This is a genomic window from Streptomyces murinus (assembly GCF_002154555.1).
GTDB classification, from domain to species: domain Bacteria; phylum Actinomycetota; class Actinomycetes; order Streptomycetales; family Streptomycetaceae; genus Streptomyces; species Streptomyces murinus.
Genome location: NZ_MUNF01000152.1, coordinates 1 through 12,952 on the forward strand (window position 1 = coordinate 1; position 12,952 = coordinate 12,952).

The 12,952-nt window shown below is 72.7% G+C and carries 12 protein-coding genes; 4 read left to right on the forward strand and 8 right to left on the reverse strand.

The genetic code is table 11. The features are described 5' to 3' along the window. The 4 genes from CCN72_RS38955 to CCN72_RS11675 form a co-directional block, all read left to right on the forward strand. The coding region (locus tag CCN72_RS38955) for an RICIN domain-containing protein (RefSeq protein ID WP_167408672.1) at nucleotides 1-411 on the forward strand (411 nt) is incomplete at its 5' end. Nucleotides 412-452: 41 nt separating this feature from the next. Next, nucleotides 453-1,310, forward strand: a complete 858-nt coding sequence (locus CCN72_RS11665) for an inositol monophosphatase family protein (protein WP_086807459.1) — start codon at nucleotides 453-455, stop codon at nucleotides 1,308-1,310. Between the two features lie 137 nt (nucleotides 1,311-1,447). Continuing rightward, nucleotides 1,448-3,988: a discoidin domain-containing protein gene (locus CCN72_RS11670; protein WP_086807460.1), complete on the forward strand. Its 2,541-nt coding sequence runs from the start codon at nucleotides 1,448-1,450 to the stop codon at nucleotides 3,986-3,988. 508 nt (nucleotides 3,989-4,496) lie between these two features. Then, the gene (locus tag CCN72_RS11675) at nucleotides 4,497-4,739 is read left to right on the forward strand and encodes a chaplin (RefSeq protein WP_085568185.1); all 243 of its coding nucleotides are present in this window, start codon (nucleotides 4,497-4,499) and stop codon (nucleotides 4,737-4,739) included. Between the two features lie 51 nt (nucleotides 4,740-4,790). On the opposite strand, the gene CCN72_RS11680 is transcribed toward CCN72_RS11675, so the two are convergent. From CCN72_RS11680 to CCN72_RS11715, 8 genes are all read right to left on the reverse strand, one after another. Next, nucleotides 4,791-6,461, reverse strand: a complete 1,671-nt coding sequence (locus tag CCN72_RS11680; RefSeq protein WP_086807461.1) for a PP2C family protein-serine/threonine phosphatase — start codon at nucleotides 6,459-6,461, stop codon at nucleotides 4,791-4,793. After that, on the reverse strand, nucleotides 6,458-7,495 hold the full coding sequence (locus CCN72_RS11685) for an ATP-binding SpoIIE family protein phosphatase (protein WP_086807462.1): 1,038 nt from the start codon (nucleotides 7,493-7,495) through the stop codon (nucleotides 6,458-6,460). Before CCN72_RS11685 ends, CCN72_RS11680 begins: the two co-directional genes overlap by 4 nt. Next, nucleotides 7,492-7,938: an anti-sigma regulatory factor gene (locus CCN72_RS11690; RefSeq protein WP_085568188.1), complete on the reverse strand. Its 447-nt coding sequence runs from the start codon at nucleotides 7,936-7,938 to the stop codon at nucleotides 7,492-7,494. The genes CCN72_RS11685 and CCN72_RS11690 overlap by 4 nt, the downstream gene beginning before the upstream one ends. Then, a complete protein-coding gene (locus CCN72_RS11695; RefSeq protein ID WP_086807463.1) occupies nucleotides 7,938-8,318 on the reverse strand; it encodes an STAS domain-containing protein in 381 nt (126 codons plus the stop codon). Before CCN72_RS11695 ends, CCN72_RS11690 begins: the two co-directional genes overlap by 1 nt. After that, nucleotides 8,315-9,211, reverse strand: a complete 897-nt coding sequence (locus CCN72_RS11700) for an STAS domain-containing protein (RefSeq protein ID WP_425276135.1) — start codon at nucleotides 9,209-9,211, stop codon at nucleotides 8,315-8,317. The genes CCN72_RS11695 and CCN72_RS11700 overlap by 4 nt, the downstream gene beginning before the upstream one ends. 255 nt (nucleotides 9,212-9,466) lie before the next feature. Continuing rightward, complete coding sequence (locus CCN72_RS11705; protein WP_086807465.1) at nucleotides 9,467-10,228, reverse strand: class I SAM-dependent methyltransferase; 762 nt, start codon at nucleotides 10,226-10,228, stop codon at nucleotides 9,467-9,469. 247 nt (nucleotides 10,229-10,475) lie between these two features. Then, nucleotides 10,476-11,663 (reverse strand): acyltransferase family protein, encoded by a 1,188-nt coding sequence (locus tag CCN72_RS11710; RefSeq protein ID WP_086807466.1) that lies wholly within the window; start codon nucleotides 11,661-11,663, stop codon nucleotides 10,476-10,478. Nucleotides 11,664-11,925: 262 nt separating this feature from the next. After that, a partial coding sequence (locus tag CCN72_RS11715) for an MFS transporter (RefSeq protein ID WP_208637979.1) occupies nucleotides 11,926-12,952 on the reverse strand: 1,027 nt, incomplete at its 5' end.

Genomic DNA, 12,952 nt, shown 5'->3' on the forward strand with positions numbered 1-12,952 from the left:
GGTCCAGGTGGCGCGGCCCGCCCCACCCCCACGGCCCGCGCCACCTGGACCTTCCGGCCCACCGGCGACGGCGCCTACACCGTGACCAACTCCGCCACCGGCGCCCTGCTCGGCGTCGACTCCACCAGGATCCGGGACCGCGCCTGGGGCACCGTGCCGACCGTCACCCCGCGGCGCGGGAAGAGCCCGGCCGTCGGACAGCAGTGGTTCCTGATCCCGGACGCCTCCCCGGCCGGCACCTTCCATCTCGTCAACCGCTACAGCGGCCTGGTCCTCGGCCTGTCCGCCGATCCTGGCCGTGGCGCGGAGACCGTCCCGGTGCGCACCTGGACCGACACCACCCACAGCGCCGTCGGCCGCGGCCGCACCGCCGCCGAGCAGACCCTCACGCTCACCCCGGCACGGGGCTGAACTCCTTCTTTGCCGCGGTGAGTTGCGCGTAGGCTGCGCCCATGACGCTCATCAACGGGGAATCCGACGCTCGCCTGGCCGTGACCGCGGCCCGGGCGGGCGCCGCCGTCGTACGCGACCTGTACGGCGGCCGGCTCGCTCGCCACGAGAAGGGCGACGGGGACTTCGCCACCGAGGCGGACCTCGCCGCCGAGCGGGCGATCCTGGACGTACTGCGCGCCGCCCGCCCGGACGACGCCGTCACCGGCGAGGAGAGCGGCCCCCGCGGCGCCGCCGGGGCCCGGCGCCGCTGGCTGGTCGACCCCCTGTGCGGCACCCTCAACTACGCGGTACGGACCAGGCTCGTCGGCGTCAACGTCGCCCTGCGGGTGGACGGCGAGACCACCGCGGCGGCCACCGCCGACCCGTTCACCGGCGAGGTCTTCTGGACCGACGGCACCCGGGCCCGGCTGAGCAGCGGCGACCGCGACAGTGACGGCGATGGCGACAGTGACGGTGACGGTGACGGTGAGGAGAAGCTGACGCCCTCCGCCGCCTCCGCGCTGGTGGACGTCAACCTCGACCCGCCCTTCCCCAACGCCCCCGCGTTCCGGGCCCCTTCGCTGCTCGCCGACCCCGACTTCATCGAGCGGTTCCGGCCCCGGGTGGTCTCCAGCACCCTCGCCGTCGCCTGGGTCGCCGCCGGGCGCCGCGCCGCCTACGTCACCGACGGCCATCTCGCCGACAGCGTGCACTTCGCCGCCGGTATCGCCCTGTGCCGGGCCGCCGGCTGCACGGTCACCGGCCTGTACGGCGAGCCCCTGCACACCGGCCGGGGCGGCCTGATCGCCGCCGCCGACCCCGGCACCCACACCGCACTGCTCGCGATGGTCCGGCGGCAGGCGCAAAAAGGGACTTGACGCGGCGCCATGAGCGGCACGCGCGAAAACGTTCGGCTTCCGAAGGCTTGTGCGGCATCCGTCTCGCCACTTAAATCAAAACGTGAACTAAGTAGTGAGCGATCGATGTTCACCCACCGGTCTTCAGGGAGCCGCATATGAGATTCCGATCCGCGGGTGTCGCGCTGGCCGCCATGGCCGCGCTGATCACCCTGCCACTCGGCCACGGCCGGGCCGTCGCGGCCGAGGCGCCGTTGTCTCAGGGAAGGACGGCCACCGCGTCCTCAGAGGAGAACTACGGCACCACCGCGGCCGACGCCGTGGACGGCGACACGGGGACCCGCTGGTCCTCCGCCACCACCGACGACCAGTGGCTCCAGGTCGACCTGGGTGCCACCGCCTCCGTCACCCGCGTCGTCCTCGACTGGGAGGCCGCGTACGCGAAGGACTACAAGGTCCAGATATCGAAGGACGCCGTCAACTGGACCGATCTGAAGTCGGTCACCGGCTCGGACGGCGGCAACGACACCCTGGACGTCTCCGGCCAGGGCCGCTACGTCCGCATGCTCGGCGTGCACCGCGCCACTCAATGGGGCTACTCCCTGTGGGAGTTCCAGGTGTACGGCAGCACCGACACCGCACAGCCCAGCTGCGGCACGGCGAACGCCGCCCAGGGCAGGCCCGCCACCGCCTCCTCCACCGAGAACGCCGGCACCCCCGCCTCCGCCGCCTTCGACGGCGACACCGGCACCCGCTGGTCCAGCCAGGCGTCCGACCCGCAGTGGGTCCAGGTCGACCTCGGCTCGGTGCGGGACCTGTGCAAGGTGGACCTGAACTGGGAGACCGCCTACGGCAAGAACTTCCAGATCCAGACCTCCACCGACGGCCAGAACTGGAGCACCCTCAAGAGCGTCACCGGCGCCACCGGCGGCACCGCGTCGTACGACGTCAGCGGCTCCGGCCGGTACGTCCGCGTCTACGGCACCGCCCGCGGCACCGGCTACGGCTACTCCCTGTGGGAGGTCGCCGTGCACACCGGCACCACCGGCACCCCGCCCGTGCAGGGCGGCGGCGACCTCGGACCGAACGTCATCGTCGTCGACCCCTCCACACCGAACCTCCAGCAGAAGTTCGACGACGTCTTCGCCCAGCAGGAATCCGCCCAGTTCGGCACCGGCCGCTACCAGTTCCTGCTCAAGCCCGGCACCTACAACAACATCAACGCCCAGATCGGCTTCTACACCTCGATCTCCGGACTCGGCCTCAACCCCGACGACACCCAGATCAACGGTGATGTCACCGTGGACGCGGGCTGGTTCAACGGCAACGCCACCCAGAACTTCTGGCGTTCGGCCGAGAACCTCGCCATCAAGCCGTCCAACGGGGACGACCGCTGGGCCGTCGCCCAGGCCGCGCCCTTCCGCCGTATCCATGTCGAGGGCGGCCTCAACCTCGCCCCGAACGGCTACGGTTGGGCCTCCGGCGGCTACATCGCCGACTCGAAGATCGACGGCACGGTCGGCCCGTACTCCCAGCAGCAGTGGTACACCCGCGACAGCTCGGTCGGCGGCTGGACCAACGGCGTGTGGAACATGACCTTCTCCGGCGTCCAGGGCGCGCCCGCCACCAACTTCGACAGCGGCCCGTACACCACGCTGGACAACACGCCCGTCTCCCGCGAGAAGCCGTTCCTGTACCTGGACGGCTCCACGTACAAGGTGTTCGTCCCGTCCAAGCGCACCAACGCCCGCGGTGTCTCCTGGCCGAACACGCCGGGCACCTCCCTCCCGCTCGACCAGTTCTACGTCGTCAAGCCGGGCGCGACCGCGGCCACCATCAACGCGGCCCTCGCCCAGGGCCTCAACCTCCTGTTCACCCCGGGCGTCTACCACCTCGACCAGACGATCGATGTGACCCGCGCGAACACCGTGGTCCTCGGCCTCGGGCTCGCCACCCTGGTCCCGGACAACGGGGTCGACGCCATGCACGTCTCCGACGTCGACGGGGTCAAGCTGGCCGGGCTGCTGATCGACGCCGGGTCCGTCAACTCCGACACCCTGCTGCGCATCGGCGACCCGGGTGCGAGCGCCGACCACTCCGCGAACCCGACCACCGTGCAGGACGTGTTCTTCCGCATCGGCGGCGCGGGCCCCGGTCTCGCCACCAACTCGCTGGTGGTCAACAGCGACGACACGATCATCGACCACACCTGGATCTGGCGCGCCGACCACGGCAGCGGCGTCGGCTGGACCACCAACCGCGCCGACTACGGCCTGCGGGTCAACGGCGACGACGTCCTCGCCACCGGCCTGTTCGTCGAACACTTCAACAAGTACGACGTCTACTGGAGCGGAGAGCGCGGCCGGACCATCTTCTTCCAGAACGAGAAGGCGTACGATGCCCCTAACGCCGCCGCCGTCACCCATGACGGCATCACCGGCTACGCGGCCTACAAGATCGACGACTCGGTCACCACGCACGAGGCCTGGGGCCTGGGCAGCTACTGCAACTACACCGCCGACCCCTCGATCGTGCAGGCCCACGGCTTCCAGGTGCCGACGGGATCCGGCATCAAACTGCACGACCTCCTGGTGATCTCCCTCGGCGGCAACGGCCAGTACGCCCACGTCGTCAACAACACCGGACCCGCCACCTCGGGAACCAGCACCGTCCCCTCCAAGGTGACGTCCTTCCCGTAAGCCGGTTCACCCCCGGGGCCGTACTTCACCGGTCCGGCCCCGGGGCCCGCCACGACCGGCCCACCCGACCTGCGCCGACCCGGGGCAGCCCCTAGGGTGTCGTACACGGGCGGCCGGGTGCTGCCCTGCCCCGGGTCAAGAAGGCGGCCCTCGCGAAGGCGCCCTCGGCGAGGGGAACTTGACCCTGCCCGAGCGGTCTCCGGGACCGGACCAGCGCGTCCGGCGGGCCAGCTGTCCCGGCAACTCTAAGGGAGACGGCCCGACTTCACCCCGGCCGGGAGATCCTCCGATTCCCGGTTCCGGACGCCCCGGCCCGGGGACCTCGGAACACGATCGGCCCGACCCGTCTGCGCAGGTCCGGCCGGAATCATCCGGCCGGCCGCGCCGCACCGGCCCGGGGTGGTTCCCTCCGAAGGGGGCCACCCCGTCGGCGTATCCGGAGAGGCGAACCCCACGGGGGCCGGGTGTGATGGTGCTGTCCCTACTTTTCGACCAGTAAGGCAGATACATGCGCATCCGCAGCATCGCCACAACGGCCGTACTCGCAGGCGTCTTTGCGCTGGGCGGCGCCGCCGGCGCCTTCGCGGCCGACCCCGACCCGACGACCGGAGTGGCCGTGGGCAGCCCGGGTGTCCTGTCCGGGAACGTCGTCCAGGTCCCGATCGACATTCCCGTCAACGTCTGCGGTGACAGCGTCGACCTCGTCGGGCTGCTGAACCCGGCCGCCGGGAACACCTGCGTCAACCAGTGACCGCACGCCCGTGCGCCGGTTCCCCGCCCAGGGGACCGGCGCACGGGCGCGTCAGGCGGCGGTACGACAGAGCAACAGGCAGATGTCGTCGTCGTGTTCGGAGTCCCGCAGCATCGGCCTGAGCAGCGCGTCGGCCGCCGCGTCCAGCTGCTCCAGCTCCGCCGCGCCGAGCAGCGTGCCCAGCGCGTCGGCCAGCCGCTCTATACCCGCGTCGATCCCCGCGGACCGGCGCTCCACCAGGCCGTCCGTGTAGAGCGCGAGCGTGGCACCGGCCGGCAACTCCTCGTGGTGCTCCTCGTACTCGTGGGGCACCGGAACCCCGAGCATGATCCCCGGCTTGGCGTCCAGCACCCGCACCTCGCCCCCGGGGCCGCGCACCAGCGCGGGCGGATGACCGGCCGCCGCCCACACCACACCCGGCTCACCCGGCGTGAACCGGGCGATGGCACAGGTCGCGTACAGCTCCGGCTGCTGATGGCGCAGCATCCGGTGCAGCAGGGTGAGGATGCGCGCGGGCCCGTTGCCCTCGACCGCGTAGGCGCGCAGCGCGGTCCGCAACTGGCCCATGATCACCGCGGCCCGCAGCCCGTGCCCGGTGACGTCCCCGATCACCGCCAGCACACTGCCGTCAGGGCCGGGGAACGCGTCGTACCAGTCACCGCCGATGTTCAGGCCGTGCGTGGCCGGCAGATAGCGCGCCGCCAGCGCGAGCCCCGGGGTGTCCGGCAACTCGGTGAGCTGGGCGCGCTGGAGGGCCTCGGCGACGTCCCGGTGCTGCTCGTACTGGCGGGCGTTGTCCAGCGCGATGCCCGCCCGCCGGGCCAGCTCCAGCAGCATCACGGCGGTGTCCGGTGCGAACCGCTCGCCGGGCGCCGACAGGGTCAGCACGCCCTGCACGGTGCGCGCGCCGAGCGGCAGGCACAAGAGCGGCCGGTCGGGAGAGAGCACGGAGGCCGGCAGATCGTCCACGCCGGGGAGTCCGCCGGGCCGCGGCGCCGCGTGCTGGGGGCGCCCGGTGCGGGCCGCCGTCACCGCGGCCGCGGCCCGTTCGGCGGGCGGGGTCCGCTCGTCGTCCACCAGCCATACGTCCACGTGCCGGGCGTACTCCGGCACCAGCAGCTTGGGCAGCCGGCGCAGGATGTCCTCGTGGTCCAGGGAGGCGTTGAGGGAGGCGCTGGCATCGGCGAGGAAGGTCAGCAGCCGGCGGGCGTTCTCCGCCTCCGCGCGGGCCGCCCGCTCGGCGTCCAGCAGTTCCCGCTGCGCCAGCGCGGCCGCCTCCAGTTCGGCGTGCAGCGCGAGCACACCCTGGTTGGTCTGGTGCAACTCCTCCCGGTGGAACCGGACCAGCTCCTCCGCCTCGTCCAGACCCGCCAGTACGACGGCGGTGTCCTCGCCCGCGCCGAGCAGCGCCTCGGCGAGGTCCGCCTCGGCCAGGCCGTCGGGCCGGGGCAGCGGCCGGGGCAGGGGAGAAGGGCAGGCCAGCGTGTGCCGCCAGGGCTCGGCGCCGTCCAGGGCGAGATGCAGGTCCTCGCCGGCGGTCACGGTCAGCCGTTGCCGCCGCCCCTCCCGGGAGGGGCGCAGCAGGGCGGTCAGCACGGCCAGGAAACGGGCACGGTCCCGGGCCGGCACCCCCGCGTCCGCCGTGAGCCGCGCCAGCAGCGCACGGGCACGGGCTGCGTCGACGGGGCCGGTCAGGGTCCAGGTGTCGGAGGTCGTGGTCATGGGCGGGGATCCTGAGCCAGTACGGCGACGCTGGTGTCGTCGCGCGGGGGGCGGGCGGGGCTGCCCGCGTCCCGCAGGACGGTCGCGGCCAGCACCGACGGATCATGGGTGAGCAGCCGGGGGTCCTCGGGCGGGATCCAGCGGCTGGGCAGCCCGTCACTGTGCAGCACGAGCAGACTGTCGCGGTGCCACGCCGCCCGGCGCAAGGGGACGTGCGCCGGGAAGTACGCCCCGACGATCCCCGGATGCGACACCAGCGACGTCCACCCGTCCGGGGTACGCAGCCGGGCCCCTATGTTGCCGACCCCGGCGAAGCCGAGTTCCCCCTTCACCGTGTCCACCTGGGCGACGGCGATCGCGGCCCCCCGGGTGGGGCGCAGGGCGGTGTGCAGCCGCCGCAGGATCTCCTGGGGCGGCGACTGCGCGGCCCGCCGCAGCTCCGTGACCGCCGCGCCGGACGCGTGCCCGGCCTTGGGCCCGTGCCCGAGCCCGTCCGCGAGCAGCAAGGTCACCAGCCCCTCGTCGCGCACGCACTCCCAGGCGTCACCGGAGTGCTCGGCCCGGTCGAGCGAGACGACGATGCCGCCTGCCGTGGGCCCTTCGGAGGCCCGGTTGCCCCGCGCGCGTTCCGCGTCGATCCGCGCCGTCGCCACCGTGCCCCGGCCCGGGACGCCGTACAGCTGGAAGGCGTCGGCGTTGCGCAGACAGCTGCCGAGGCCCGCGCCGAGGGAGGGCCCGTCGGTGGTACAGCCGTCGCGCAGGGCCTCCGTGACATCGGCGATGCCCGGCCCGTGGTCCAGCGTGAACAGCCGTACCGAGGTCCCCGTACCGGACGGCGGTGTCACCAGGTTGACCACCAGGGTGCCGCCGCCCGCGTGCCGGAGCAGATTGGTGGCCAGCTCGGTGGCCACCAGCTCCCCGGCCGCCGTGCGCTCCGGCCCGAGGCCCGCCTGCCCGCACGCCTCGCGGACCGCCGTACGGGCGTCCCGGACGCGCGTGGAGTCGTGCACCGGGACCTCCCAGACGCGGCTCATCCCAGCCCCGATCGCGAGGCGGGCACCTGGGTCACCCAGGCGACGGCCGTGACGGTCGTGCCCCGGCCCGGCTCGGTATCCACGCTGAACTCCTGCACCAGCCGCCTGGCACCGCTGAGCCCGAGCCCGAGGCCGCCGCCCGAGGTGTAACCGTCGGTCATGGCCAGCTCCAGATCGCGGATGCCGGGGCCGCTGTCGATAAAGCTCATCCGCAGGCCGCGGGCGCGGCCGTTGTCCAGCGGGGTGATCTCCGCGTGCCCGCCACCGCCGTGCACCAGGGTGTTGCGGGCCAGCTCGCTCGCCGCCGTGACCAGCTTCGTCTGCTGCACCAGACCGAATCCGAGGGCCGCCGCGCACTGCCGCACCTGCTGCCGCACCCAGGCCAGATCCGCGTCCGAACCGATGGGCACGGTGGTTGCGGACGCCTGGCCGGACGGCTGCATCATCTCCCCCTCTGGGACAGCACTTCCATGGCCCGGTCGACGTCCAGCGCGGTGGTCAGACCGGGCAGCGCCAGCCCCAGTTCGACCAGGGTGATCGCGACGGCGGGCCGCATTCCGGCGAGGACCGTACGGGCGGCGAGCAGCCGGGCGGTGGACGCGATCTCCGCGAGCACCCGGCCGAGGAAGGAGTCGACGATGTCCACTCCGGAGATGTCGATGACCACCCCGCTCACACCGGTGGTGGCGATGCGGTGGCTGAGGTCCTGCTGCAACTGCTCGGCGAGGCCGTCGTGCAGTTCGCCCTGGAGCGAGACGAGCAGTATGTCGCCCAGGGCGAGTACCGGCACCGGGGCCGGATGGACGGGGACGGGTTCGTTCACCGGGCGTTCGTACCCGTCTGCGCACGGTAGACCTCGATGCCCTGCCGGCTCAGCGCGTAGGCCAGCGCGTCGGCGAGGGAGGCCCGGGTGAGCACCGAGCCCAGATCGATGCCGAGCTGCACGATGGTCTGCGCGATGGCCGGCCGGATTCCGGAGACGATGCACTCGGCCCCCATCAGCCGCGCCGCGGCCACCGTCTTCATCAGGTGCTGCGCCACCAGCGAGTCCACGGTGGGCACACCGGTGATGTCCAGGATGGCGTACCGGGCGCGCTGCTCGACGATGGCCTCCAGCAGCGACTCCATCACGACCTGGCTGCGGGCGCTGTCCAGCGTCCCGATCAGCGGGACGGCGACGGTGTGCTCCCACAACTTGATGACGGGGGTGGCCACTTCGAGCAACTGCTGGCGCTGCCGCTCGATCATCTCCGCGCCCGCGTCCAGGGCGGTCTCCAGCACGACCAGGCGCAGGGTGCCCAGCAGCAGGGTCAGCGTCAGCACGCATTCCTGGGCCTGCGGGGCGGTCGGGTCGGCGAACTCCTCGCGCAGCAGATCGACGGCGGAGGCGCGCAGCGCGGCCACCTCGTCGGCGATCCCGGCCGGCGTCGCGCCGGCGCGGGCCCGGTTCTGGGTCATCCGGCCCAGCTGCTCGCGCACCGGTTCGTACCCGGGTGCGGTGGTGTCCTCCAGGCGTCCGCTGACGGCCACCTCGGACAGGGCGTCCACGACCGCCTTGCTGGCCTCGACCGCCTCGTCCCGGGAGACCGTGAACACCGACCTGAACAGGGGTGCGTCCGCCCATCGCTGGGCGATCTGCTCGCGGCGTCGCTCCAGGAACGAACCCACCAATTGCGGCGCCGACGCTGCCGCGTCCTGGTCCTGTGGCACTGTCACACTCTCCTCTCGCCCACCCGGGAGCCGCCGGTCGGCAGCTGATCTTCACCGTTCCGGCACCCTAGCCCGCGCCGTCCGGCCGGACCAACCCGAGAAGCCCGCTGACGTGCCAACTCCCGGTGCTTCACGACGAGTTCACACCAACAGCCGACCCGGCGACGGCCGTCCCGACGGCGGCCCCGCTCCGGTTCCGGCGCGGGTGCCGGGTGGCCGTCTACCCCGGATCGCGCGAGAGTCTCCCCACTGTTGCGAAGGTCACCCTCGCGGGTGCACGTCCCGGGCGCCGCTGACCGGTCGGCGGAACAGGGCCGTCCACAGGAACGGCTCCCCGAAGAGCGCGGAGTCCGGCGGCTGGGGCCGCATGGCGCGCAGTTCGATCTCCTCCAGCCCGGCGAAGACATGGCGCAGCGCCTCGGGCGTGTAGGCGAGCCCCCCGCCCAGGCCGCCCGCGCGGTAGAGGTCCGCGTCCGAGACCTCCGAGCCCATCCGCCCCGCGGCGAAACAGGCGAGCGAGAAGTACCCGCCGGGCGCCAGGAGGCGTTCCAGCAGGGCGAGATGGCTGATCCGGCGGTGCGGCGGCAGATGGTGGAAGCAGCCCGAGTCATGGATCAGCCGGTACGGGCCGCGCAGGCTGTCCGCCGCGAGCGCGAACACATCCCCGTGCAGAAAACGGACGTCCAGGCCCGCCGCCCGCGCCCGCTCCTCGGCCACGGCGAGCGCGGCGGGGGACAGATCGACGGCGTCCACCTCGAAGCCGCGCTCGGCGAGCAGCAGCGCGTTGCGGCCGAGCCCGCAGCCGAGGTCCAGCGCCCGCCCTCGCGGGACGAGCCCCCGGTCCAGATAGGACACGAGGTTCTCGTCCGGCTTCGCCGCGAAGAACGGCACGGGTCTGTCCCGCTCCGCATAGAAATCGTCCCACCAACCGGCCGCCCCACCGGTCCAGCGGTCGCCCCCCGGTGCGAACAGCCCGTCCAGGAGCCGCAGTACGTCCTCCACCGTGCGGATGCTCCGGTCCATCCGGCCCTCCCTCCGATGCGGAGAACCTAGGGACGTACGGGGCTCCGCACCAGGTCACGGGGGACGGGCCGGCGGCGTTGACGGGTACGTGAGGGCGTACCGGAGGGCCGGACGAGGGCTTTCACCGGACCTGGCCACTTTGCCGGTCCACGCCCCCACCCGGACCCCTGGGAAGGCTTCTGAGCGCCGACCGGAAGGCACTTTTTTCGGTGGTCTCCGGGCGGGTGGCTTTCTCCCCCGCCCCTCCTCAGTCCGATGGGCCCGCGGGGGCCTCGCGGCGGGCCGGAACGGGGTCGGGCCGCGGCTGCTGCTTGGCCGTGGACCGCCGGCGGCGCAGCAGCAGCCGTCTGGCCGGGCACTCGACCGCCTCGTACAGGACCCAGGACAGCCCGAGCGAGACGGCGAACGCGGTGGCGGTGACCCCGAGGCCCACGAGGGCGCCGAAGTGGGGCTTGGTGCCCAGGAGGTTGCTGCTGGCGCGCAGCACCAGCAGATGGATCATGTAGAAGGCGAACGACAGTTCCCCGAGCCGCACCAGGCGCCGGTGCCGCCACAGCGACGGCAGCCCGTTCAGGTCGGCGACGGCCGCCGCCGGGATGAGCAGGGCGAACCCGGTCAGGGTGCAGACCGTGGCGGAGTAGCCGGGGGTGACCTGGGGTACCAGAAAGTAGCCGATGATCGCCAGCGCGAGGGAGGCTTCAAGGCCCGGCCCGCGCCACCGCCCGAGCAGCACCAGCCGGGCGGTCACCGCGCCGAGCACGAACTCGGGCAGCCGGGCGGCGGGGAAGGAGTAGAGCGTGTACGTCCACCAGTGGTGCGCGTCCGACCAGGCCAGCACCAGCACCGAGGCCGCGGACAGGGCGCCCAGCGCGGCCGACGCGCGTGCGCCGAGGTGGCGCAGCAGCAGGATCAGCAGCGGGAAGGCGGCGTAGAAGAACGCCTCGCAGGCGAGCGACCAGCTGACCGGGTTGAGCGTCTGCCACCAGGGGTGCCACCAGGAGTGCAGCAGCAGGACGTTGGCGAGCGCGGGCTTCGGCGTGGGGTTGCCCTGGTGCGCCAGGGTGAGGGCCATCAGCAGGGCCACGGCGAGGGTGACGAGGTGCACCGGGTAGATCCGGGCGATGCGCCGCCGCCAGAAGGCGAGGGGTCTGTCACCGGGCCTGGCCGACCAGGTCAGGACGAATCCCGACAGTACGAAGAAGAACGACACCCCGGTGGAACCGGCACCGAATCCCCAGTTGACCAGGTGGCCGCCGGTGCCACCGAAGTAGCCGAAGTTGTTGACGTGCGTTCCGAACACCAGCAGCGCCGCCATCCATCGCAGCCCCGTCAGGGACGGCAGGGAGGGATTGGCGGCGGGCGGAACACGGGCGTTCGTCGTGCCGGTCGGGGCGAGCGGCGTCGTCCGGAGCGCCCGGGTCGTCGCCGTGGTCATCGAATCACCTGCCGCAGAGGGTGGTTGGCGTGGGTAATGAAGGAGACTGCTGCCCGCTTCTCCCCGTTCCATCAGCTCACATGCCGAACATCACACAGATGCCGAACGAGGCAACCCCGCACGCGCCACGGAAATCACCCTCGGCTACACCCGTACGAGCGACACGGCCTCAACCGCTTGGCGGTGCGCGGGTCATGGGCCGTGCGAAAGGGGCGCGGTTCCCTGAACCGCGCCCCTTTCGGTCACCCGACATCACCCGACGTCAGTCGGTGTCGTGATGCCCCACCTCGAGGTCCACCTCGCGGGAGTTGCCCTCGTCCAGGGTCACGTCCGCGAGGACGGGGCCGTAGCCGGAGGTGACGACGGTGTAGGCGCCCGGGGCCAGGTTCTGGAGGGTGTAGGTGCCGTCCGGGTTCGTCGCGGCGGAGGCGACCACCTCGCCCGCGGAGCTGAGCAGGGTGATCTGCGCGTCCGGGACCGGTTCGCCGGTGTGTTCGTGGCGCACCGTGCCGTGGACGTTGCCCAGGCCCGCCAGGGTGACGTCCGGTACGACGGGACCGGCCTCGGCGTCGAGTTGCACGGCCCGCGGATGGTGCCCGGTGGCCGAGACGACCAGGGTGTACGACGAGGGTTCCCGCGTCGTCAGTTCGTACGTGCCGTCCGCACCGGTACTGGCGAGCGCCCGCTGCCGTCCGGAGCGGTCGACCAGAGTGAGGGACGCCCGCGCGATGGGCCGGCCGGCACTGTCGTGGACCCGGCCGCGCAGCACCCCGGTGGAGGAGGCGGTGGTGGTCGTCGGCGCCGTGGTGGCCGGGTGTGAGTCCGCTGCCGGCGACGGCGAGCCCGCGGCCACCGTCTCCGTCCGGCGGCCGCGGATCAGCGACGCGCCCGCCGCGGCCAGTGACATCGCGATGGCCAGGGAGAAGACCACGACCAGGCCGTCGTGGAAGGGCTGCGAGATCAGATGGGGGAAGAACTCGCGGCCGGTGAGATGCGCCGCGGCGGACGGTGACAGATGGCCGAGGATGTCCGGGCCGAGCAGGTGCTGGATGGGGTTGTAGCCGAGGAACGCGGCGAACAGGACGCCGACCGGCGGGAGTTGGGACACCGTGTGCGCGGCGCCCGCGGGCACGCCCTGGGCGGTCAGACCGGTGGTGAGGGTGTCGGGGAGGGTTCCGGCGAGACCGGCGACCATGAGCGAGAAGAACACGCCCATGGACAGCACCATGCCCGCGTTCTGGAAGGTGGCGCGCATGCCGGAGGCCGCGCCGCGGGCGTCGGCCGGCACG

What these genes read in the sequence shown, in the direction of transcription:
- CCN72_RS11670 (WP_086807460.1), top strand. Translation starts at nt 1,448, where the DNA reads ATGAGATTCCGATCCGCGGGTGTCGCGCTGGCCGCCATGGCCGCGCTG.
- CCN72_RS11710 (WP_086807466.1), bottom strand. Translation starts at nt 11,663, where the DNA reads ATGACCACGGCGACGACCCGGGCGCTCCGGACGACGCCGCTCGCCCCG.
- CCN72_RS11675 (WP_085568185.1), top strand. Translation starts at nt 4,497, where the DNA reads ATGCGCATCCGCAGCATCGCCACAACGGCCGTACTCGCAGGCGTCTTT.
- CCN72_RS11705 (WP_086807465.1), bottom strand. Translation starts at nt 10,228, where the DNA reads ATGGACCGGAGCATCCGCACGGTGGAGGACGTACTGCGGCTCCTGGAC.
- CCN72_RS11685 (WP_086807462.1), bottom strand. Translation starts at nt 7,495, where the DNA reads ATGAGCCGCGTCTGGGAGGTCCCGGTGCACGACTCCACGCGCGTCCGG.
- CCN72_RS11665 (WP_086807459.1), top strand. Translation starts at nt 453, where the DNA reads ATGACGCTCATCAACGGGGAATCCGACGCTCGCCTGGCCGTGACCGCG.
- CCN72_RS11690 (WP_085568188.1), bottom strand. Translation starts at nt 7,938, where the DNA reads ATGCAGCCGTCCGGCCAGGCGTCCGCAACCACCGTGCCCATCGGTTCG.
- CCN72_RS11680 (WP_086807461.1), bottom strand. Translation starts at nt 6,461, where the DNA reads ATGACCACGACCTCCGACACCTGGACCCTGACCGGCCCCGTCGACGCA.